This window comes from Kitasatospora sp. NPDC001664 (genome assembly GCF_053596675.1).
In genome coordinates, this window is record NZ_JBSFGS010000047.1 from 1 (window position 1) to 18,412 (window position 18,412).

The following is an 18,412-nucleotide window of genomic DNA, read 5'->3' on the forward strand; positions in this document are numbered from 1 at the left end:
CAGGGGGGACCCTGTGGGAGAGTAGGACGCCGCCGAACAATCATTCAAGAGAAGCCCCCTGACGATTCGTCAGGGGGCTTCTCTGCGTTTCCGGGGCGGAAAATCCTGGTGCCTGTGATCGTCTTCGTTGCTACGGTGGCCGGATGGCCGCACTGAGGAAAGTCCAGATCACGTTCGACTGCGCCGAGCCGGAGCGGGTCGCCCGCTTCTGGCGGGAGGTGCTCGGTTACGTCGCTCCGGCGGCGCCGGAGGGCTTCGCCGACTGGGAGGAGTACGTGAGTACGCTGCCGGCCTCGGGGGTGGGGGCCTGGTCGGCGGCGGTGGATCCCACGGGGGAGGGGCCGCGGTTCTTCTTCCAGTCCGTGCCGGAGGGGAAGGTCGCCAAGAACAGGGTGCACGTCGACGTGCGGGCCGGCACCGGGCTGGTGGGGGCCGAGCGGTTGGCGGTGCTGGAGGCCGAGCGCGACCGGTTGGTGGCGCTCGGCGCCGTATGCGACGTGGTGCTGTACGCCGACGAGGAGAACGAGTCCTGCATCGTGATGCGGGACGTCGAGGGGAACGAGTTCTGCCTCGACTGACGGGGGCGGGGCCCTTCGCCCTCTCGGCTCAGCCGGGGATGAGGGCGTCCCACTCGGCCCGGGTCGGACCGTCGTGGGTCGGTGCGAAGTCAGGGCGGGCGGCAAGCCAGTCGGTGACGGCGCGGTCCACCTCCTCGGTGCCGTAGGCGTCCGCCGCCGGCTTCAGGAGGTGGCGGACCTGGGCGCGGGCGCGCATGACGACCGGGTCGTCGAAGGCGCAGGCGGCGCGGGCGGCGGCGCGGAGGTCGGGGGAGGGCGAAGTCCCGGTGAGGCGTTGCTCGTTGCCGCGGTCGGCGGTCACCTGGGCGTCGAACCACGGGCGGAGTTCGCGGACCGTCCAGGCGTGGTACTCGGTGGGGTCGGCGGCGATCCGGTCAGCGTGGGCGGCGAGGTGTTGGGCGGCGCGCAGGCCGAGGGCGACGCCGTGCCCGAGGGTGGGGTTGGTGTGGACGAGGCTGTCGCCGGCGTTGACCAGGCCCGTCACCACGGGGCCGGTGTCGTCGACGAGTGAGGTCCAGCGGTTGTCCAGCCCGGCCATCGCCAGGACCGGCGTCTGCGGTTCGGGGTCGAGGGCCAGCCAGGCGGCGGGGGCGGGGAAGCGGCGGGCGACGGTCTCGAAGACGGCGGGGTCGAGGAGTGCGCTGCGGGTCGGGTCGCCGGTGGAGAGCACCACGCTGACGGCGAAGGTGTCGTTGTCGGAGGGGAAGACGCCCGCGAGGGCGAACGGTGCGTCGGAGCCGGTCTTCACCCGCCCGGGGTCGCGCGGGCCGTCGGGGCGCAGGCGGTACCAGCGGCAGAGGTAGGCGATGCCGGCGCGGTGGCTCTCGACCACGGGTGGGCGGCGGCCGGCAGCGGTCAGCCAGCCGGGGACAGGGGAGCGGCGGCCGGAGGCGTCGACGACGAGGTCCGCCGGGTGGGTGGCGGAGTCCGTCCGTACGCCGGTGACCCGGGTGGGGGAGTCCTGACGGAAGGTCAGGCCCTCGACGCGGCAGCCGCGCCGGACCCGGACGCCGGGCTCGTGCCGGACGGCCGTGGTCAGGGCGGTCTCGAGGACGATGCGGCGGGTGCGCAGGGTGACCAGGTCCTCGTCGCCGGCCCGGTACGGGGGGTGCTGCCCGAACCAGTCGAAGTCGTGGTACTCGCGGGCTCCGCGTGCCAGCAGCTCGGCGTGGACGTCCGGGAGTTCGGCGCGCAGGACGGTGCGGACCGGTGCGAGGAAGGAGTGCGGGTGGTTGGCCTGCGGTACCCGGGGTCGCTTCCAGTGGTAGAAGTCCTGCTCCAGATCGGCCCCGGCCTGCCGGTCGTCCTGCTCGAAGAGGGTGACCGTGTGGCCGCGCCGTCCGAGCATGAGGGCCGTGCCCAGCCCGCTGATTCCTCCGCCGACCACCGCAACCCGCGCCATCGCTCTCCCCTTCGTCGCGCCGTGTTGCGCAGGCAGCCTACTAGTTGATGATCTTCCTTCGGCAATCCGGGGTCGGCCCGACGGGCGTTCGACTTTAATAATGGTGAGCATTAGAGTGGAGGCATGCCGAGAACTCCGGCGGGTGGCACGCCCACCCGTGACCGACTGATCCGGGCCGGTGCCCGTCTGTTCGCCGAACAGGGCGTGCACGGTGCCCAGTTGCGCGACGTGGTCAGGTTGGCGGGGCAGTCCAACCCCTCCGCCGTCCAGTACCACTTCGGCTCGCGGGAGGGGCTGCTGGACGCCGTGATGCGCGAACGGCAGGAGCGGGCCGAGCGGTCGCTGCACGCGCTGCTGCCGCGGCCGGAGGGGCAGCCGCTCCCGGTGCTGCTGGACGCGCTGGTGGCATCCGAGGCGGCCGAGCTGGCGAGTGACGCGGGGCGGGACGGGCTGCGGATCGCGGCGCAGATCAGCTACCGGAGCGGCATCCGGACGCGGGAGCCGCATCCGCACCTCGCGGGGGGCGGGTACTGGCGCCTGATCGGGGAGTTGGAGACCTCGCTGCTCGAACTGCCCGAGCCGGTACGGCTGGAGCGGATCGACCTGGCGCTGATCCTGGTCGGCGCGGCGCTGGCGGAGCGGGCCCGTCAACTGGAGGCGGGCGAGCGGCTGTTGACGGGGGACGCGCTGTTCCGGGCGGATCTGGTGGCGATGGCCGGGGCGATGCTCACGGCACCGCTGCCCGCGCTCGACATCGACGGCTGACCCGCCCGGACGCGGCGCCACACACGCCGGGCGGCACCACCCCGCCGTCCGGGAGCACCGAGCACCACCATCGCAAGGGAGCAAGAAGTCATGACCGAGCTCAACGGCAAGACCGTCCTGATCACCGGCGGAGCCCGCGGCCTGGGTGCCGAGGCGGCCTGCCAGGCGGTGGCGGCCGGTGCCAACGTGGTGATCACCGACGTGCTGGACGAGGAGGGCCGGGCCACCGCCGCCGAGTTGGGGGAGCGGGCCCGCTACCACCACCACGACGTGACCTCGGAGGCGGACTGGGCTGCGGTGGTCGCCTTCGCGGTGGCGGAGTTCGGCGGGGTGCACGGGCTGGTGAACAACGCGGGCATCTCCACCGGGAGCTTCCTGGTGGACGAGTCGGTGGAGCACTTCCGGAAGGTGGTGGACATCAACCTGACCGGGGTGTTCATCGGCATGAAGGCCGTGGTCCCGGCTCTGCGGGAGGCCGGTGGCGGCTCGATCGTGAACATCTCCTCGGCGGCCGGGCTGATGGGCCTGGCGCTGACGGCGGGCTACGGCGCCTCCAAGTGGGCGGTGCGCGGGCTGAGCAAGATCGGCGCGGTGGAGCTCGGCGTCGACCGGATCCGGGTCAACTCGGTGCACCCGGGCATGACCTACACGCCGATGACGGCGCAGGTGGGCATCGAGCGCGGGGAGGGGAACTACCCGAACACCCCGATGGGCCGGGTCGGCGAGGCGCCGGAGATCGCCGCGGCCACGGTGTTCCTGCTCTCGGACGAGGCCTCGTACATCACCGGTGCGGAGCTGGCGGTGGACGGTGGGTGGACCACCGGTCCCACGGTCCGGTACGTGATGGGGCAGTAGGCGGATGCGGAGGGAGGGCCCGGGCGCTCATGAGGCCGCCCGGGCCCTCCGGCGTTCCGTCAGCCCAGGTCGTCGAGGAAGCGGAGCAGGGCGGCGTTGACCTCGGCGGGCTTCTCCTGCTGGGTCCAGTGGCCGCAGTCGGTGAGCCAGACGGGCGCGGCGAGTTCGGGGACGTGCTGGTCGAGGGTGGCGATGAGCGCCTTGGCGGCGTCGTTGGCGACGACCAGGTCGCGGTCGCCGACGACCAGCAGGGCCGGGGTGCGGATGCGGGCGTTCTGCCAGGGGGCGGTGAGCTCCCAGTTGCGGTCGAGGTTGCGGTACCAGTTGAGCGGGCGTGTGAAGCCGGACGCGGTGTACTCGGCGGCGAAGTGGGCGAGGTCGGCCTCGGTGAGCCAGGCCGGGAGGGTCTCGGGGGAGCGGAAGGCGTCGAGGAAGCCCTTGCCCTCGGGGACCAGCGGGGTGAGGCCGGCCGGGTCGGCGGCGCGGCCGGCCAGCAGGCGGCGGAAGGTGGTGGCGGGGTCGCGGGCGAGCTCCGCGTCGGCGACGCCGGGCCGCTGGAAGTGGAGCATGTAGTAGGCGTCGCCGAAGACCTTGCGGAACAGCTCGGTGGGCCGTACCGGCATCCGCGGGTAGGGCGGGACGGAGAGGCCGGCCACGCCGCGGACCAGGTCGGGGCGGAAGAGGGCGGTGTGCCAGGCGACCGGGGCGCCCCAGTCGTGGCCGACCACCACGGCCCGGTCGGCGCCCAGGGCGGGGATCAACCCGAGGGCGTCACCCGCGAGTTGGAGGATGGTGTACTGGTCCACCGCGTCCGGGCCGCCGGTGCGGCCGTAGCCGCGCTGGTCGGGGGCGACGGCGTGGTAGCCGGCCTCGGCGAGGGCGGTGAGCTGGTGGCGCCAGGAGTACCAGCCCTCGGGGAAGCCGTGCAGGAGCAGGACGAGCGGTCCGGTGCCGGCCTCGGCGACGTGCATGCGCAGGCCACTGGCGGACTCGACGTAGCGGTGCGTTATCGCGGTCGTCATGGGGTCATCCTGGGTGCTCCGCGCACGGAGCGGAAGGGTGCCGCCGCACCCCGGGCGGGGGACCGAGGGGCGGTCGGGCGGTCAACGCGCGGGCGGGGGCGGGCCGGTGAGCGCGGTGGCGCGGAGCACGATCTCGGTGGCGAAGCGCGACTCCGGGTCGGCGAGCCGTTCGCCGAAGGCGCGGTCCAGGACGCGCAGCCGGTAGCGGACGGTCTGCGGGTGGACGCCGAGCTGTTCGGCGAGGTCGGGGGCGCTGGCCCGGGTGGTGAGCCAGGCGCGCAGGGTGTCGAGCAGCCGGGAGCGCCGGGTGGGGGTGAGGGCGGCGAGCGGGGCGAGGTAGTGCCGGTCGAGCTGGTGGAGCAGGGCCGGGTCGCTGAGCAGCCAGAGGTGGACGAGGTGGTCCTGGCAGTACGTCAGGGGGCCGGTGGTGTACGGGAGGAGCCGGCGGGCCCAGCGCAGCGAGTCGGCGGCCTCGGCGAGCGGGGTGGTGAGGCCGACGGCGGCGCGGCAGCCGGCCAGGGCGGCGGTGAGGCCCTCGCGGCGGGCGGGGGTGAGCGGGCCGGGTAACAGCAGGTGGGGTTCGCGGTCGGAGAGGTCGAGCAGCACGTCGCGGTCGAGGACGCCGCGGTGGGGGCGGGCGCCGGGGGCGAGGGCGACCAGGGTGACGTGGTCGGGGAGCGGCCAGGCGGCGTGGTCGGCGAGTTCGGCGAGGGCGGTGCGGGCGGCGCCGGTGCCGCTGAGGATGCGGCGCAGCAGCCGGCGGCGGCGGTTGTCGGGCTCCTCGCCGAGTTCGGCCATGGCCTGGAGGTAGCCCTCGCGGGAGAGTTCGGCGATCTCGCCCATGTAGGCGAAGAGGGCGTCGGCGAAGGCCATCAGGACGGTGGCGGAGAGGTTGTGGCGGCGGCCGACGGCGCGCACCCGGCGCAGGGCGACCTGGCAGCCGATCCGGTAGGCGTCCTGGAGCATGTCGAGGCTGCGGCCCTCCAGGGCCTCGTGGCGGCCGAAGCGGCGGCAGATCTCGTCGCGCAGGGAGGTGGTGGCGGTCGGGGCGGCGACCTGGTCGACGAAGGTGGCGATGTTCTGTTCGATGCCGACCCGGATGACGCGGGCGGCGGGTCCTTCCAGCAGTTCGCGGTACTCGGGGATGGTGGCGACGATCTCGGCGGCCATCTCCTTGAGCAGGCCCGGGAGTTCGGGCCGCATCACGGCGGCGAGTTCGCGCGGCACCTGGTCGAGCGGCGAGCTGGAGCCGGGCGCCCGGCGTGGCGTGGCCATGAGTCCCCCTGGCGTCCGGGGGCGGCCGGACGCATACGACGTGTGGTGGTTCGCTGACGATAGGGCACGAGTGGTCGTCAGCGCACCAGTCGTGACGTCGAACTGCCGGTCGGCGTTCCGCTACCGGATTGGCACTCTGCGCCGCGGAGGGGGACTCGGGGCTCACTCCGGGACAACGGCGCGGGGGTTTTCTGGTAGCGCCGGAACAAGAAATCCGCAGCGCGCGGCCGGGAATCCCGGAACTGTTCCGGCTCCGTTGCGGGGCCTGATTACCGGCGCGTAATGTCCGGGACCAGCGAGGACGGCCCCACCCGTTCGCCTCGCTTCCCCGGATTCGCCTCGGCGCCAACTCATTTCTTCGTCAGGAGAGTTGGTCGTGCCCCGGCGGGTCCGCCCCCACAGAGAGGACCCATCGTGCGCAAGCCTGTCAAGGGCGCCCTGGTGGCTGCGGCGGCTCTCGCCGCCGTGGCCGGCATGACGCTCGCCCCGACCACCGCGACGGCCGGCACCCAGTCCGCCTCCTCCGGCCTGCTGGCCGGCTGGACCGCCAGCCCGGGCGGCCCCTGGACGGCCAAGGCGACCTCGCCGAAGCTGACCGACACCAAGACCGGCACCAAGCTGACCTGTACCTCCTCCTCCGCGGCCGGCACGCTGGCCACCAGCTCCGCCACCGGCGCGGGCATCTCCTCGATCACCTCGGTGAGTTGGACCAGCTGCTCCGGTCCGCTGGGCATCACCTTCAGCGTCACCCCGCAGGGCCTGCCGTGGTCGCTGAACGCGGTCAGCTACAACGCGGGCACCGGTGTCACCACCGGCACCCTGACCGGGGTGAAGGCCCACATCAGCGGGGCCGGCTGCACGGCCGACTTCCAGGGCCCGACCGCCGGTTCGACGGCAACCCTGACCGGCAGCTACAGCAACTCCACCAACACCCTCACCATCAGCGGCGGTGACCTGCGGGCGTACAACGTCTCCGGTTCCTGCCTCGGTCTGCTGAACAACAACGACCCGGCGGTCTACAACGCCGCGTACGTGCTGAGCGCCCCGCAGGTCATCACCTCCCCGTGAGGCATCCGTACCCGGGCCCGGGCCACCACCCGGGTCCGGGTACGAACACACGCACCGGATGACAGGCCGTCAGGGTCCTTTTGTCATCCGGTGACAGGAAATCCGGGCCGGGGAGAGCGCTCCCGACGATCCGCGTGCGATCGCTTGTGAGGGCTTGTTACCCGGCCGTACTGTCCTGCGTCCCGAGCCAAGAGGAGTCCTGAGATGAGGGACGCGGTGCGTCGCCTTGCCGTGCCCGTGAAGCCGGCCGCCGTCCTGGCGGCCGCGCTGCTGGCGGGCACGGTGCCGGGTGCCCCGTCCGGGGCCGTGCCCGGGAGCTCTCCGGCCGCGGTGGCGGCGCAGGAGCAGCCGCACTCGGGGGTGAACACCTGCCCGCCCGCCCCGGAGGGCGAGTTGGACCAGGCCAGGCTGCCGCCGGTGCCCGAGGGCGCGTTCGTGGTGCCGAACGAGGAGACCGGCCCGTTCCCGCCGGTGGGGGCCTGCGCCTACGCGGTCGGCTTCGCCAACGTGCGCAAGCAGCACCAGGCCTCGGTGCTCAACGACCCGGCCGGGCATCCCGCGCTGACCGCGGTGAACATGAGCCGGCGGTTCGTCACGCTCTGGGACCCGCCGGAGGGGCAGCAGCCGTACTTCGAGGCCGACAACCTCGGCTACCTCCAACTCCCGCCCAGCGAGACCACCTTCCTCACCTACGGCTTCATGCCGACCACCGCCGTCATGGAGCTGGAGCCGCGGGGCCTGCTGACCATCGTGGCGACCGGGAACACCGACTGGGACCAGCCGGTCGAGTTCACCATCGGCGGCTACCAGTCGATCAGGCTGCGGGACGTGAAGGTGAACGGGACCCCGCTGGACGTCGGCCCGAACTGCCGCACGGCCCGGCCGGTGAACCTGGAGCTGAAGGGCCGCCAGGACGACCACCTGCCGGGCGGCGGCGACGGCAAGCCCGACTACACCCTGATCGGCGGCGGGCCGCTCTCCCAACGGGACCTGGTGATACCGGAGTTCAAGGGCTGCGGGAACGGGGCGGAGAACCTGGACGCGCTCTTCACCGCGGCCGTCTCCGGGCCGGGCAACTCGCTCAACCTGGTGCAGGGCGCGATCTGCACCCCGACCAGTGACCAGCCGAACGGCTGCGAGCCGGAGATCCAGCTGCCGGCCCTGCCGCACCGCCGCACCACGGACCAGGGCTAGGAGCCGGGATGGGGATCGAAGTGACCGTCGAGGGGCTGACCAAGTCCTTCGGCAGCCAGACCGTCTGGGAGGACGTCACGCTGACGCTGCCGCCCGGGGAGGTGACGGTGCTGCTGGGGCCCTCGGGCACCGGCAAGACCGTCTTCCTGAAGTCGGTGATCGGTCTGCTGCGGCCCGAGCGGGGCCGGGTGCTGGTGGACGGCGTCGACATGGTGCGCGGCCCGGAGCGCGAGGTCTACCGGGCCCGCCGGCGCTTCGGCCTGATGTTCCAGGACGGCGCGCTGTTCGGCTCCATGAGCCTCTACGACAACGTGGCCTTCCCGCTGCGCGAGCACACCCGCAGGACCGAGGCGGAGATCCGCCGGATCGTGCTGGAGCGGATGGAGATGGTCGGCCTGAACGGCGCCGAGGCCAAGCTGCCGGGGGAGATCTCCGGCGGGATGCGCAAGCGCGCGGGCCTGGCCCGGGCGCTGGTGCTGGACCCGGAGATCGTGCTCTGCGACGAGCCGGACTCGGGCCTGGACCCGGTGCGCACCTCCTACCTGTCGCAGCTGCTGGTGGACCTGAACGCGCAGATCGGCGCCACCATGCTGATCGTCACCCACAACCTGGACATCGCGGCCACCGTGCCGGACCACATCGGCATGCTGTTCCGCTGCCGGCTGGTGGCCTTCGGCTCCCGGGAGGAGCTGCTGACCAGCCGTCAGCCAGTGGTGCGGCAGTTCCTCGGCGGGCGCCGGGAGGGGCCGATCGGGATGTCGGAGGAGAAGGACGAGGCCCAGCTGGCGCTGGAGGAGCCCTACCAGGAGGCCGAACCGGGGCCACTGCCACAGCAGTTGCAGCCATCGCCGGGCCTGCCGCCGCGCCGCGGGGCGGTGCTGCGGTGAGCGCGGCCGACCCGGTGAAGGGCAACCCGCTGACGGGTGGGCTGCGGCAGAGCGGGCAGCTGCTGGCGCTGGCCGCCACCACGGTGCGGGACGTGTTCCGGCGGCCGTTCCAGTGGCGGGAGCTGATCGAGCAGTTCTGGTTCCTGGCGAGCGTGACGATCCTGCCGGCGGCGCTGGTGTCGATCCCGTTCGGTGCCGTGATCGCACTCCAAGTGGGTTCGCTGGCCGAGCAGTTGGGCGCGCAGTCGTTCACCGGCGGGGCCAGCGTGCTGGCCGTGATCCAGCAGGCCAGCCCGCTGATCGTGGCGCTGCTGATCGCCGGTGCGGGCGGTTCGGCGATCTGCGCGGACCTCGGCTCGCGCAAGATCCGCGAGGAGCTGGACGCGATGGCGGTGATGGGCGTCTCGCCCGTGCAGCGCCTGGTGGTGCCCCGGGTGCTGGCCGCGATGGCGGTCTCGGTGCTGCTCAACGGCCTGGTCTCGGTGGTCGGCACGCTCGGCGGCTACTTCTTCAACGTGATGCTCCAGGACGGCACCCCGGGCGCCTACCTGGCCAGCTTCTCCGCCCTGGCCCAGCTCCCGGACCTGTACGTCAGCGAGTTCAAGGCGCTGGTCTTCGGCTTCGTGGCCGGGATCGTGGCGGCCTACCGGGGCCTCAACCCGCGCGGCGGCCCCAAGGGCGTGGGCGACGCGGTGAACCAGACCGTGGTGGTCACCTTCCTGCTGCTGTTCGTGATCAACGTGGTGATCACCGCCGTCTACCTGCGGATCATCCCGCAGAAGGGAGCCTGAGATGGCGCTGCCCGGCCGTGCGGCCCGGGGCCCGCTCGGGTGGCTGGAGACCGTCGGGGACCACCTGGTCTTCCACCTGGCCGCGCTGCTCTGGGTGCCCCGCGCGCTGCGCCGCTACTTCCGCGAGGTGCAGCGGCTGCTGGCCGAAGTCGCCTTCGGCAGCGGCGGGTTGGGGGTGATCGGCGGCACCGTCGGGGTGATGGTCGGGATGACCGCGGCCACCGGCACGGTGGTCGGCCTGCAGGGCCACGCCGCGATGGACCAGCTGGGCACCACCGCCTTCACCGGCTTCATCTCGGCCTACTTCAACACCCGGGAGATCGCCCCGCTGGTGGCCGGCCTCGCACTCTCGGCCACCGTCGGCGCGGGCTTCACCGCCCAGCTCGGCGCGATGCGGATCAACGAGGAGGTGGACGCCCTGGAGGGCATGGGCATCCGCAGCCTCCCGTACCTGGTGACCACCCGGATCATCGCCGGGGTGGTGGCCGTGGTGCCGCTGTACGGGGTCGGGCTGCTCTCCTCCTACGCCGCCTCCCGCGCCGTCACGGTCTCCGTCAACGGACAGTCACCCGGCACCTACGACCACTACTTCGGGCTCTTCCTGGCCCCGGAGGACGTGCTGCTGTCGGCCCTGAAGGTGCTGCTGTTCAGCGTGATCGTGATCCTGGCGCACTGCTACTACGGCTTCCACGCCACCGGCGGCCCGGCCGGGGTCGGCATCGCGGTGGGCCGCTCGGTCCGCAACGCCATCGTGATCATCAGCATCACCGACTTCTTCCTCTCGCTGGCGATCTGGGGCGCCACCACCACCGTGCGGGTGACCGGATGAACGCCTTCCGCGCCACCGACCGGCGCCGCCCCGCCCGGGCCGTGCTGGGCCTGGTCTTCCTGCTGGTGCCCGCCCTGCTGGCCGGGCTCTGCGTGGCGGTCTACCGCAAGGCCTTCAGCGACGAGAGCACCGTGCTGCTGGAGACCAACGCCACCGGGAACGAGCTGCGGGTGAACGCCGACGTCAAGCTGCGCGGCGTGGTGGTCGGCCGGGTCAGCCGGATCGGCGCCGACGGCGAGCGGGCCCGGCTCACCCTGGCCCTCGACCCGGCCCGGCTGGCCGAGATCCCGGCCGGGGTGACGGCCCGTCTGCTGCCCACCACCCTCTTCGGCGAGCGCTACGTCGCCCTGGTGCCCGACACCACCGCCACCGCGGGCGGGACGCTGCGGGCCGGGGCCGTGATCGCCCAGGACCGCACCGCCGAGGCCGCCGAGCTGGAGCAGGTGCTGGACCACCTGCTGCCGCTGCTCAACGCCGTCCAGCCGGACAAGCTGGCCGCCACCCTGAGCGCGGTGGCCACCGCCCTGCGCGGCCGCGGCGCCCAGCTCGGCGCCACGCTCACCGAACTGGACGCCCACCTGGCCCGGCTCAACCCCGAACTCCCGGCCCTGAACCGGGACATCGCGCAGCTGGTGACGGTCAGCCAGGCCTACGGGGACGCCGCGCCCGACCTGCTCCAGGCCCTGACCGACTTCACCACCACCAGCGGCACGATCGCCCGCGAGCGGGCCGGGCTGCGCGCGCTCTACGCCTCCTCCACGGCCGCCGCCGGGGACGTCACGGACTTCCTGACGCGCAACCGGGACACGCTCATCCGGCTCTCCGCCGACAGCCGGGGCACCCTGGGGCTGCTGGCCGAGTACGCCCCCGCCTACCCGTGCACGCTGCGCACCCTGGCCGACTTCGTGCCGGTGATGGACAAGGCGCTGGGCAAGGGCACCGACCGGCCGGGCCTGCACGTCACCGTGAACACCGTGCCCAGCCCCGGCGCCTACCGGCCCGGCAAGGACGCCCCGGCCTACACCGCCACCGGCGGCCCGAAGTGCTACGACACCCCCTACACCGGGCGCGGCACCACCCCGGCGGCGGTGCCGCCGGGCCAGGGCTTCCCGGCGCCCGGCGAGGCCGGCCTCGGCCTGCCCAACTCACCGCAGGAGAACGCCCTGGTGAACGAACTGCTCGCGCCGGCCGGTGACCTGCCCGACTGGAGCAGCGTGCTGGCCGGGCCGCTGCTGCGCGGGGCGGAGGTGAGGCTGAAGTGAGGCGCCGCAGCCTGATCGGACCGGTCGTCAAGTCACTGGTCTTCGTCGTGGTCACCGCGCTCGCCACCACCGCCCTGGCCTTCGGCATCGCCGACACCGGGGTGGGCGAGACCGTCGCCTACCGGGCCCGGTTCACCGACGTCACCGGCCTGGCCGCCGGGGACGGCGTGCGGATCGCGGGCGTGCGGGTCGGCGAGGTCGAGTCGGTCGGCGTCACCGACCGGCGCTACGCGCTGGTGCGGTTCAAGGTCCGCAAGGGCACCCCGCTGCCCGGCAGCGTCACCGCCTCGGTCAGGTACCTGGACCTGGTCGGCCGCCGCTACCTCGAACTGGCGCGCGGCACCGGCCCGTTGGAGGAGAAGCTGGCGCCCGGCGCCACCATCCCGGTGGAGCGCACCCACCCCGCGCTGGACCTCACCCAGCTGTTCAGCGGATTCCAGCCGCTGTTCCAGGGCCTGGCCCCGGACGAGGTGAACAAGCTGGCCGAGGAGATCGTCCAGGTCCTCCAGGGCCAGGGCGGCACGGTCGAGGGGCTGCTGCGCAGCGTCGGCTCGCTCACCGGCACGCTGGCCGCCAAGGACGAGGTGATCGGCCGGGTGATCGAGAACCTGAACACGGTGGTCGCCACCGTCAACACCCACGACCAGGGCTTCACCGAACTGGTCTCCACCCTCCAGCAGTTGGTGGCCGGCTTCAACCGCGACCGGCAGCCGATCGGCGAGGCGGTGCAGGCCGTGGGCGCGCTCACCACCTCCACCGCCGGGCTGCTGGCCGAGGGCCGGGCACCGCTCAAGGAGAGCATCGGCCAGCTGGGCCGGCTCTCCGCCGGACTGGCCGACAACAGCACCCAGCTGGAGGACTTCCTCCGGCGCAGCCCGGAGAAGCTGACCACCCTCGGCCGGCTGGCCTCCTACGGCTCCTGGTTCAACCTCTACCTGTGCCAGGCCACCGTGACCGGCGTGACCACCGGTGACGGCTCCGTGCCGCCGACCGGGGTCACCGTGGACGAAGCGAGGTGCCGGGGATGAGCCGCTCCGACGGGGGCACCGCCGTGCGCGGGCCGCTCTTCCGGCCGCTGCGCGAGCGCAACCCGGTGGTGGTCGGCGCGGTCGGGCTGCTGCTGATCCTGCTGGTCTGCGGCCTGGCCTACCAGGGCGACCGGCTGCCGCTGCTCGGCCGGGGCACCGCGTACACGGCCGAGTTCAGCGAGGCGGGCGGGCTGCGGCCGGGCGACGAGGTCCGGGTGGCGGGGGCCAAGGTCGGCAAGGTGACCGAGGTCGTGCTGAGCGGGGCCAAGGTCCGGGTGGGCTTCCGGGTCCGCGAGGTGTGGGTGGGCGACGCGACCACCGCCGCGATCGGCATCCGCACCGTGCTCGGCGCCAAGTACCTCGCGCTGGACCCGCTGGGCGCCGGCGAGCAGGACCCCAAGGTGGCCATCCCGGCGAGCCGGACCACCTCGCCCTACGACGTCACCCAGGCCCTGGAGGGCCTCGGCCGGACGGTGGGCGCGATCGACACCGCCAAGCTGGCCGAGTCCTTCCGGACCATCTCGGACACCTTCGCCACCACCCCCGAATCCGTGCGCAGCGCCGCCGAGGGCCTGGCCGGGCTCTCCCGCACCATCGCCGACCGGGATGCCCGGCTGGCCGAACTCCTCGCCGGGAGCCGCAAGTTGACCAAGACCGTGGCGGACCAGAACGAGCGCTTCAGCGCCCTGCTGAGCGACGGCGACTCGCTGCTGGCCGAGCTCCAGCGCCGCCGCGAGGCGGTGCACCAACTGCTCACCGGCACCGGCGCGCTGGCCACCCAGCTGACCGGCCTGGTGAAGGACAACGAGCGCCAACTGGCGCCCACCCTCAGCGCGTTGGAGCGCGTCACCGGGGTGCTGCGGGCCAATCAGCAGAGCCTGGACCAGACCCTGGCACTGCTCGGCCCGTACTACCGGCTGATGGGCAACACCCTGGGCAACGGCCGCTGGTTCGACGCCTACCTGTGCGGGGTGGTGCCGCCCTCCTACCTGCCCGAGGGGACGGCGCCCGCCACCGGCTGCCGCCCGGTCCGGCCGACGGGGGGCCGGGGATGAGCGTGCTCTCGGGCCGCGGCCGGGCGCTCATCGCCCTGGCCGCCGCCGCGGCCGCCGTGGCGGCCACCCTGATCGCCGTCCCCGGCCCGGAGGGAAGCCGGGTGACGGTGTACTTCGACCACGCCGTCGGGGTCTATGCCGGATCCGACCTGCGGGTGCTCGGCGTCAAGGTCGGCACCGTGCGCTCGGTCCACCCCGAGGGGGCGAAGGTGCGGGTCGAACTCGGCCTGGACCACGGCGTGAAGGTGCCGGCCTCCGCCTCCGCCGTGGTGGTCGCCCCCAGCGTGGTCGCCGACCGGTACGTGCAGCTCACCCCGGCCTGGACGGAGGGGCCGCTGCTGGCCGACCGGGCGGTGATCCCGGTCGAGCGGACCGCCCAGCCGGTGGAGATCGATCAGCTCTACGAGAGCCTCACCGAGCTGGCCACCGCGCTGGGCCCGGACGGGGCCAACTCCCAGGGCGCGCTCTCCCGGCTGCTGGACACCGGGGCGCGGAACCTGGACGGCAACGGCAAGCTGATCGGCGACTCGATCGAGCAGCTCGGCCGGGCCGCCAAGACCCTCTCCGGCTCCAGCGAGGACCTGTTCGCCACGCTGACCCAGCTGGAGTCCTTCGCCGCGATGCTCAAGGAGAACGACGGCCGGGTGCGCACCGTCACCGACCGGCTGGCCGCCGTCAGCTCCTACCTGGCCGAGGACAAGGAGGAGCTGGGCCAGGCCCTGCACCAACTGGCCGTCGCCCTCGGCGAGGTGAAGACCTTCGTGGAGAACAACCGCACCCGCCTCGCCCACGGGATCGACCAGCTGGTGCCGATCACCCAGAGCCTGGTGGACCAGCGGGCCTCCCTGGCCGAACTGCTGGACACCGCCCCGCTGGCGGCCGGCAACCTGCTGCGCGCCTACGACCCGAAGGCCGGCACGATCACCGGCCGGGCGAACCTGACCGAACTGACCCTGCCGCTGCCACTGCCCGGGGTGGACCGATGACCCGTCGACCGCACCACCTGTCCCTGGCGCTGGCCACCGTGCTGACCGCCGGCCTGACCGCGGGCTGCGGCGGGTTCGGCGGCCTGCAGGACGCACCGCTGCCCGGCGGGGCCGAACTGGGGGACCACTCCTACCGCCTGGAGGCCCGGTTCGCCGACGTGCTCAGCCTGGTGCCGCAGTCGGCGGTCAAGGTGAACGGCGTCGCGGTCGGCCGGGTCACCGCCATCACGCTGGCCGAGGACTGGAGCGCGGTGGTCACCCTACGAGTCAACGGCGACGTCCGGCTGCCCGCAGGGAGCCGGGCCGAGGTGGCCCAGGCCGGCCTGCTCGGCGAGAAGTACGTCCGGCTCACCACCCCCGCCGACCCGCAGGCCCAGGGCGGCGGACGGCTCGGCGACGGCGCGGTGATCCCGGCCCAGCTCACCGGCCGCTCCACCGAGGTGGAGGAGGTCTTCGGGGCGCTCTCCATGCTGCTCAACGGCGGCGGCATCGACCAGCTGCGCACCATCACCACCGAACTGGGCCGGGCGATGACCGGGAACGAGGCCCAACTGCGGTCCGTCCTCGACCGGTTGAAGACCTTCACCGGCGAGCTCGACGCCCACCGGGCCGACCTGACCGCCGCGCTCGACGGGATCGACCGGCTGGCCGCCACCCTGGCCACCCGGGACCGGCAGATCGGCACCGTGCTCACCGAGCTCAGCCCCGGCCTGCGGGTGCTGGAGCAGCAGCGCGGCGAACTGGTCACCCTGCTCCGCGCGTTGGACACCCTCTCGGGCGTCGCGGTGGACACCGTCAACCGCAGCAAGGAGGACGTGGTGGCCGACCTCAAGGCGATCGCCCCGGTGCTGCGCGGCCTGGCGGACGCGGGCAAGGCGCTGCCGGACTCGCTCCAGGTGCTGCTCACCTACCCGTTCACCGACGAGGTGCTGCGCGGGGTCAAGGGTGACTACCTGAACGTCTACCTCGACCTGGCCGCCGCTCCCGGCACCCGGATCTTCCCCGAGCTGGACCCGGACGACACCGCCGCGCCGCCGCCCCAGCCCACCCCGCAGCCCACCGAGGAGCCCACGGACCCGCCGACCGACCCGCCGACGGACCCGCCCACCGACCCGCCCACCGACCCGCCCACCGACCCTCCGACCGATCCGCCCACCGACCAGCCGACCGATCCGGCCTCCCCGGAGGCCCGGCGCCTGCCGCTGCCGCTGCCCTCGGTGGGCCGCCCGTCCGGAAAGGCGCGCTGATGCCGAACCTGGCCGTCCGGGCGAAGAACCTCGCCTTCCTGCTGATCGCCGTGCTGGTGCTCGGCTACATCGCCGTCCAGCACGCCGACCTCGGCCGCTACGTCGGCCTGCGCGACTACTACCGGGTCGACGTCCAACTGGAGCGCACCGGTGGCCTGTTCGAGCACGCCGACGTCACCTACCGGGGCGTCTCGGTGGGCCGGGTGGGAGCGATCAGGCTCACCCCCGACGGGGTCCGGGCGGAACTGCGGATCTCCTCCGACGCGCCCCGCATCCCGGCCACGCTGACCGCCGCCGTGGCCGGCCTGTCTGCCGTCGGCGAGCAGTACCTCGACCTGCGGCCCAGCACCGACCAGGGCCCCTACCTGGCCGACGGCGCGTGGATCCCCCGCTCCGCCACCAGCGTGCCCGCGCCCGTCACCGACCTGCTGACCCGCACCGACGCGCTGGTCGGCTCGGTGCCGCTCGCCTCGCTGCGCACCGTCGTCGACGAACTCGGCACCGCCTTCAACGGCCAGGCCGACAACCTCCAGGCGCTGCTCGACGGCAGCCGCACCTTCCTCAAGGCGGCCGACGCCGCGCTGCCCGCCACCACCCGGCTGATCGTGGACGGCGAGACGGTGCTGCGCACCCAGGCCGAGGAGGCCGACGCGATCCGCTCCTTCGCCACGGGTGCCTCCGAGCTGGCCGCCCAACTGGCCCGCTCGGACGGCGACCTGCAGCGGGTGATCGCGGGCGGCCCGCAGGCCGCCGGGCAGGTGAGCGCGCTGATGAAGCAGCTCGACCCGTCCACCAGCGTGCTGCTGGCCAACCTGCTGACCACCGCCGAACTCGGCGTCACCCGCCAGCACGGCATCGAGGAACTGCTGGTCCGGCTCCCGGCGGTGGCGGCGGCCGGCTCCACCGCGGTCACCGAGCAGGGCGCGAGGATGGGGATGGCCGTCACCTTCTTCTCCCCGCTGCCCTGCACCGACGGGTACGGGGCCACCACCTACCGGAACGGCCTGGACACCGGCGCGGCCCCGCCGCTGAACACCGCAGCGCGGTGCGCGGCCTCCGCCTCCTCCGGCACCGCCGTGCGCGGCTCGGCCAACGCCCCCAAGGGCGGGGTGCCGACCCCTGTCGCACCGGCCACCCCGGGGGCGGGCCGGTGAGGCTGCGGGTGTTCCGGGTCCTGGCCGTACTGGTGCTGTCGGCGGGCGCCCTGAGCTGGTGGTGGCAGGCCGGGCGCGGCGAGGACGGGGTGCGCGAGCGGGAGGCCGTACTGGCCGCCGGGCGGAGCGCGGCGGAGGTGCTCGGCAGCGCCGACGGCCGCGACCCGGACGGCACCCGGTCGCGCTGGCGGGCGGTCGCGGACGGGCCGCTGCTCGCGCAACTCGGCGCGGCGGCAACGGACTCGACCACCTCGGCCACCGTCGCGGAGGCCGCGCTGACCCGGCTGGACCGTGCCTCCGGCACGGCCGGCCTGATCGCCGTGCTGCGGCTGCGGCAGACCCTCGCGGACGGGACCGTGACCACCGACCGCCGCCGGGTGGCGGTGGAGCTGGCCCGCCGGAGCGGCGGCTGGAAGGCGACCGCGCTGACCACCGTGCCGGTGGGGGCGCCGTGACGGCCGTCGAGACCGTCCCCGGCACGGCCGCTGCCGAAGAGCAACCGGCCTCCCGGGCAGGGGAGTTACTCCGCTGGGGGCTGCCCGCGCTGGCCCTGCTGCTCGGCCTGGCGATGGCCGCCGCCGGTTGGAGCGTGCGCGCCGGGGCCCGCGACCGGGACGCGGCCGCCCGGGAGCAGCTGGCCGGCCAGGTGGTCGGGCAGGTGGAGGCCGCCCTCGGGCGGGCCTTCTCCTACAGCGCCGACCAGGACGAGGCGGGGCGGTCGGCCGCCCGTGCCGCGTTCACCGGCGCGGCCGAGGAGCAGTACCGCCGGCTGAGCGAGCAACTCCGTGGCTGGACGGCCGAGCAGCGGCTCACCCTCACCACCCGTGCGGTGGCCACCGGGGTGATCCGGCTGACCGGTGACCGGGCCGAGCTGCTGGTGCTGCTCGACCAGAGCGCCCGTCGCGGTGCGGACCCGCCGGTCCTCACCGGCGCCCAACTCCGCGTCACCGCCCGCCCCGTGGACGGCCGTTGGGTGATCAGCGACCTGACGTCCCTCTGAACGCCCCACCACCA

Annotated in this window: 18 protein-coding genes and 1 pseudogene; 16 read left to right on the forward strand and 3 right to left on the reverse strand. The window is 73.7% G+C overall.

What is annotated here, in order from left to right:
* Window positions 1–143: 143 nt before the first annotated feature.
* Entirely contained in the window at window positions 144–578 is a 435-nt protein-coding gene (locus tag ACWCYY_RS38150) for a VOC family protein (protein WP_345289437.1), read from the forward strand.
* Window positions 579–606: 28 nt separating this feature from the next.
* Here the strand turns inward: ACWCYY_RS38150 and ACWCYY_RS38155 are convergent, their stop codons facing one another.
* The gene (locus ACWCYY_RS38155; RefSeq protein ID WP_449798666.1) at window positions 607–1,980 is read right to left on the reverse strand and encodes an FAD-dependent oxidoreductase; all 1,374 of its coding nucleotides are present in this window, start codon (window positions 1,978–1,980) and stop codon (window positions 607–609) included.
* Between the two features lie 123 nt (window positions 1,981–2,103).
* On the opposite strand from ACWCYY_RS38155, the gene ACWCYY_RS38160 reads away from it, so the two are divergent.
* Both ACWCYY_RS38160 and ACWCYY_RS38165 read left to right on the forward strand, forming a co-directional pair.
* On the forward strand, window positions 2,104–2,745 hold the full coding sequence (locus ACWCYY_RS38160) for a helix-turn-helix domain-containing protein (RefSeq protein ID WP_345289439.1): 642 nt from the start codon (window positions 2,104–2,106) through the stop codon (window positions 2,743–2,745).
* Between the two features lie 90 nt (window positions 2,746–2,835).
* The gene (locus ACWCYY_RS38165) at window positions 2,836–3,600 is read left to right on the forward strand and encodes a glucose 1-dehydrogenase (protein ID WP_449798667.1); all 765 of its coding nucleotides are present in this window, start codon (window positions 2,836–2,838) and stop codon (window positions 3,598–3,600) included.
* 59 nt (window positions 3,601–3,659) lie between these two features.
* Here ACWCYY_RS38165 and ACWCYY_RS38170 read toward each other — a convergent pair whose 3' ends face one another.
* Window positions 3,660–4,622, reverse strand: coding sequence for an alpha/beta fold hydrolase (locus ACWCYY_RS38170; protein WP_449798668.1), 963 nt, complete (start codon window positions 4,620–4,622; stop codon window positions 3,660–3,662).
* A gap of 81 nt (window positions 4,623–4,703) precedes the next feature.
* Window positions 4,704–5,897: a PucR family transcriptional regulator gene (locus tag ACWCYY_RS38175; RefSeq protein WP_449798669.1), complete on the reverse strand. Its 1,194-nt coding sequence runs from the start codon at window positions 5,895–5,897 to the stop codon at window positions 4,704–4,706.
* A 414-nt stretch (window positions 5,898–6,311) separates the two neighbouring features.
* On the opposite strand from ACWCYY_RS38175, the gene ACWCYY_RS38180 reads away from it, so the two are divergent.
* The 13 genes and pseudogenes from ACWCYY_RS38180 to ACWCYY_RS38240 all read left to right on the forward strand — a co-directional run bounded on the left by ACWCYY_RS38180 (window position 6,312) and on the right by ACWCYY_RS38240 (window position 18,398).
* Window positions 6,312–6,965, forward strand: coding sequence for a hypothetical protein (locus tag ACWCYY_RS38180; RefSeq protein WP_345289444.1), 654 nt, complete (start codon window positions 6,312–6,314; stop codon window positions 6,963–6,965).
* Window positions 6,966–7,169: 204 nt separating this feature from the next.
* Window positions 7,170–8,159, forward strand: a complete 990-nt coding sequence (locus tag ACWCYY_RS38185; RefSeq protein WP_449798670.1) for a hypothetical protein — start codon at window positions 7,170–7,172, stop codon at window positions 8,157–8,159.
* A gap of 8 nt (window positions 8,160–8,167) precedes the next feature.
* Window positions 8,168–9,043 (forward strand): annotated as a pseudogene (locus ACWCYY_RS38190) (ABC transporter ATP-binding protein); the annotation flags it as partial.
* Window positions 9,043–9,837, forward strand: a complete 795-nt coding sequence (locus ACWCYY_RS38195) for an MlaE family ABC transporter permease (protein WP_345289446.1) — start codon at window positions 9,043–9,045, stop codon at window positions 9,835–9,837. The pseudogene ACWCYY_RS38190 and the gene ACWCYY_RS38195, both read left to right, overlap by 1 nt.
* Window position 9,838: 1 nt before the next feature.
* The gene (locus ACWCYY_RS38200; RefSeq protein ID WP_345289447.1) at window positions 9,839–10,666 is read left to right on the forward strand and encodes an MlaE family ABC transporter permease; all 828 of its coding nucleotides are present in this window, start codon (window positions 9,839–9,841) and stop codon (window positions 10,664–10,666) included.
* A complete protein-coding gene (locus ACWCYY_RS38205) occupies window positions 10,663–11,928 on the forward strand; it encodes an MCE family protein (protein WP_449798671.1) in 1,266 nt (421 codons plus the stop codon). Before ACWCYY_RS38200 ends, ACWCYY_RS38205 begins: the two co-directional genes overlap by 4 nt.
* Window positions 11,925–12,956, forward strand: a complete 1,032-nt coding sequence (locus ACWCYY_RS38210) for an MCE family protein (RefSeq protein ID WP_449798672.1) — start codon at window positions 11,925–11,927, stop codon at window positions 12,954–12,956. The genes ACWCYY_RS38205 and ACWCYY_RS38210 overlap by 4 nt, the downstream gene beginning before the upstream one ends.
* Window positions 12,953–14,011 (forward strand): MCE family protein, encoded by a 1,059-nt coding sequence (locus ACWCYY_RS38215; protein ID WP_449798673.1) that lies wholly within the window; start codon window positions 12,953–12,955, stop codon window positions 14,009–14,011. Before ACWCYY_RS38210 ends, ACWCYY_RS38215 begins: the two co-directional genes overlap by 4 nt.
* Entirely contained in the window at window positions 14,008–14,997 is a 990-nt protein-coding gene (locus ACWCYY_RS38220) for an MCE family protein (RefSeq protein WP_449798674.1), read from the forward strand. Before ACWCYY_RS38215 ends, ACWCYY_RS38220 begins: the two co-directional genes overlap by 4 nt.
* Window positions 14,994–16,244: an MCE family protein gene (locus ACWCYY_RS38225; protein ID WP_449798675.1), complete on the forward strand. Its 1,251-nt coding sequence runs from the start codon at window positions 14,994–14,996 to the stop codon at window positions 16,242–16,244. Before ACWCYY_RS38220 ends, ACWCYY_RS38225 begins: the two co-directional genes overlap by 4 nt.
* Complete coding sequence (locus tag ACWCYY_RS38230) at window positions 16,244–17,398, forward strand: MlaD family protein (protein ID WP_345289455.1); 1,155 nt, start codon at window positions 16,244–16,246, stop codon at window positions 17,396–17,398. The genes ACWCYY_RS38225 and ACWCYY_RS38230 overlap by 1 nt, the downstream gene beginning before the upstream one ends.
* Window positions 17,395–17,853 carry a hypothetical protein gene (locus tag ACWCYY_RS38235; RefSeq protein ID WP_345289456.1) on the forward strand — a complete coding sequence of 153 codons (459 nt, stop codon included), beginning with the start codon at window positions 17,395–17,397 and terminating at the stop codon, window positions 17,851–17,853. The genes ACWCYY_RS38230 and ACWCYY_RS38235 overlap by 4 nt, the downstream gene beginning before the upstream one ends.
* On the forward strand, window positions 17,850–18,398 hold the full coding sequence (locus ACWCYY_RS38240; RefSeq protein ID WP_345289457.1) for a hypothetical protein: 549 nt from the start codon (window positions 17,850–17,852) through the stop codon (window positions 18,396–18,398). Before ACWCYY_RS38235 ends, ACWCYY_RS38240 begins: the two co-directional genes overlap by 4 nt.
* Window positions 18,399–18,412: the final 14 nt, after the last annotated feature.